General features: G+C 38.3%; 1 protein-coding gene. It reads left to right on the top strand.

Features of this window, described 5'->3' with window-relative positions; genetic code table 11:
- Positions 1 to 280: 280 nt before the first annotated feature.
- Positions 281 to 3976 (top strand): S8 family serine peptidase (locus tag AC1DSL_RS16235; protein WP_477532987.1); only part of this gene is annotated, 3696 nt, incomplete at its 3' end.

The raw sequence follows: 3976 nt of genomic DNA, 5'->3' as shown, positions 1-3976 counted from the left end.
ACCCTTGTTTGATTATTAAAATTATATATATTCCCCCAATTTAAACCCTTTACTAAAATGAAAATTCGACAATATTTGTTACATTCTCCTGAAAAATAACGAAAAATTCTTTGTTAATAGCACTTTAATACAATTTATTTACCAAATTAAAGATTAAGTATCATGTGATTTCCCCCAATTTACACTCTTTAATGATGCATTTACATTTAAATTGTATGTATTATCATGCGAGGGGAAAAAATTTTATCATAATATTTTAATGGGGGAGAGGTAAAAGAGAATGAAAAAGAATTTTATTAAAAAAGTGACAACGCTTGCATTGGGGATAGGTTTGCTTTCAAGCAGTCTATCAAACACAAATCATATTTTACCATCTCAAGTACATGCTGAGGAGACACTTTTTCAAAGTGAATCTGTGTCTAGTACAAAGGCTGAACAAATCTTGGCTACGCTGACCAAAGAGCAGCGGGACGCGTTGACTAAGCTTCAAGCCACGGAAGACTATGGGGTGCAAGGATTTGATGAAGAAGAATTAAAGAGTGATAATGAAATCTCTGTTATTGTCGAGTTTAAGTCCAAGCCTGAGAAAGTTGAGGTACTTGAAGCTGCTATTAAAGGAAAGAAACTGACACCAGAACAAGCGAAAAACAAGATTGACCATGAGCACGCTACTTTTGAAGCTGATTTAAAGAGAATTTTTCCATCCAATCTGGGAAAAAGTAGTGAAAAATCTTATAAAATAACGCGTTCCTTTAAGACAGCCTACAACGGGGTTTCTATGAAACTACCCGCGAACGAAGTAGAGTCGCTACTTAAATCAGATGCTGTAAAAGCTGTTTATAAAAGTGTTACATTTACTATCGATCCGCCAATCCAATCAGATTCTAGTGAAGAAGAAGAATCTACTAAAAGAATAGAGAGTATTCCTTTTCTAGGTGTAGACAAGTTACATAAAGAGGGTGTTACAGGAAAAGGAGTGAAGGTCGGAGTCATTGACACAGGTATCGATTATCACCATCCTGATTTAAAAGATGCTTTTAAGGGTGGATATGATTTTGTAGATAACGATCTTGATCCAATGGAAACCTCATACGACGATTGGAAAAAGTCTGGACTTCCAGAGACTAGTGAAGGTGGTTCACCATATTATACGAATCATGGTACGCATGTTTCAGGTACGATAGCAGGGCGAGCAAAAAATACGAGCGGTGTAGCTGTAAAAGGAATTGCACCTGAAGCTGAAGTTTATGGATATCGTGTTTTAGGGCCATATGGAACGGGTGGACTGGAAGATATTCTAGCGGGTATAGAAAAAGCAGTTGGCGATGGCATGGATGTTATCAATCTATCATTAGGGATCAACATCAATGATCCRCAGTATCCTACAAGTACAGCTATCAATTATGCGGTTTTAAATGGTGTGACCGCGGTTGTTTCGGCTGGTAACTCTGGACCTTATTCGTATACTCTTGGCTCTCCGGGAGCGGCTGCTTTAGCATTGACGGTTGGAGCAAGCAGTGCACCTATTCCGGTAGCGCAATATACTGGAGTAGTATCTGGTTCTACGACAGAATTTCTTTTAAGCAATCTATACAGTGATTTAGTGACCGATTTGAGTGTTTTTAACAAACATCAATATGAGGTCATTGATTTAGGGGTCGGTTTGGAATCCGATTACGTTGGGAAGGATGTCGCTGGAAAGATCGTTTTCGTGAGTACCGGCGGTATTGGGACTCAAACTAAAACCGTTTATGCCAAGAATCACGGTGCAGCTGCCATCATCGCATATCACAATATCCCAAATAGCGGGACAAACCCTTTCGTAAGAGAGGATCAAAACTTCATTCCTGCTTTTTCCATTAGCTATGAGCAAGGATTGGAGTTAAAAGCACAATTAGCTACAGGCAATACGAAATTGACTTTTAAAAATTTTAAAGAAGAATATACAGAAGGTGATAAGCTTGCTTGGTTCAGCTCTCGCGGGCCATCACGCAAAAATTACGATATGAAGCCAGAAATCACCGCCCCAGGTGTGAACGTTTTATCAAGCATTCCAGCTTATTCGGTTTATCAAAATGATCCATCTAATTATCAATACGCTTATAACCGCATGTCTGGTACATCAATGGCCGCACCTCATGTAACAGGAATTTCTGCTTTATTACTACAGGCTAATCCTGATCTCGAGCCAAGTGATATTAAAACGATTTTGATGAATACAGCTAAACCATTAGCGGACAAATATAGTGTATTTGATGTAGGCGCAGGTCGTGTAGACCCATATCGTGCCGTCCATACAGGAATGGAGCTTCGAGTTCAAGATGAAACTCCAATTCGCTTCAATGAAGAAAACATTGCAATAAAAGACGAGACAGGCGGACTTAGTTTCGGTAATCATTATGCAAACGAAGAAACATTTATTAAAAAGACTGTAAATATTACAAACTTCGAAAAAAACATGAAAAAGTTTGATGTGGATGTCCAATTCCAAACAGATGTAAACGGATCACTCGATGCTAGTTCTAATAAGGTGATATTAGATATTCCAAAGGTTATTCCAGTTCAATCTTTTAAAACAAAAAAAGTGCCTGTTACAATAACAGTTCCAGCGACTGCCAAGGCGGGCATTTATGAAGGATATCTTATCATTTCAAACCAAGACGACAAAAACGAACAATATCGGATTCCGTTTAGCGTTCGAACAACTGAAGAAGGAATTGAATCTACTTCCCTTTCTTCAAATGCAATTTCACCTTACCATTTACAAGTGAGCCCAATTAGTGCTTCTACTTGGTATGAAAGATTGAATTTCAGATTAAAATCTCCTATGAAATGGCTGGATTTAGTTTTGGTAGATGGAAAAACCGGAAATGATATTGGATTTATAGAGACGATTTATACAGATGATTTGTATGATAGTACGAATTATTATGTTGAAAGGATATTTAATGGTAAATACTATGCGTTTACTGGAAATCCAGAAAAGCCAATCTCCGCTCAACAGAGTTATGTAAAACCTGGATATTACCAGATTAAAGTTATTGGTACAAGTGAACGTGATCATATTTTTACGATGAATAATGATATATATGTTGACCCTAACAGCCCAACGATGACAACAACTTTAGATGGAAATGAATCACCTGTCTATGAATATCAGCCGGGACAAAAAACAGTTCCTCTTCAAATTAAAGTTACAGATGAAGAAGTGGAAAAGATGGTGGCATCCGGAATGAATGTCGATCAGTCTATCAACTCTCTCAAGTATTTTATTAATGGAAGCTCTAAGCCTGTCCTTCCTGTCGGGATAGACGGGATGGTGAATTTTGACTTTCCGATAAATGAAACGAACCCATTTAATCGCTTTACATTAAATGGACAAGATGGCGCGAAAAATCCGACTCCAAAGAAAAATTACTACTTTGTTAAAGCGGGTACACCGTACGGATATATGAAGACTGACAAAACAAACGTAAAAATGGGAGAATCGGTATCTGCTACCCTCATTTTAAATAACGTAGATAAGTTGAAAACCGCAGAGTGGACTCTTACTAACATCGGCCAAAGCTTTGAGATTGTAGATGTAAAGGCGAATGATGCACTTGCGAATTACGGTGCATCCGAGGTGAATGTTGAAACGACAGGCAACACTTCAAAAGTGAAGCTGACTATGGATGGAACAAAAACGGTGAGCGGAAATATTCCTGCAATCAATCTAACATTGAAAGTGAAGGATACAGCATTTGCAGTAAGTGCAGCCGTAAATCCGACCGTTGCTTATACGAATGATCTGGATAATCGTATTTCCGTCTCTTCTGCGGGAATGGAATGGCAACTACAGTCAACCTTCTCGGATGTAACTGGCACATTAAGAGGATCTGCCGTGCCATTAAAAGATTGGACAAAACTTGGTGCATCTATTCGATTAATCGATGCGAACGGCACTGTGTTTGATGGCACATCGACAATTGGTAAA

This window comes from Paenisporosarcina sp. P4_D4, assembly GCF_056401835.1.
The sequence above is the reverse complement of the archived record's forward strand: the minus strand, read 5'-3'. Positions and strand labels throughout refer to the sequence as shown.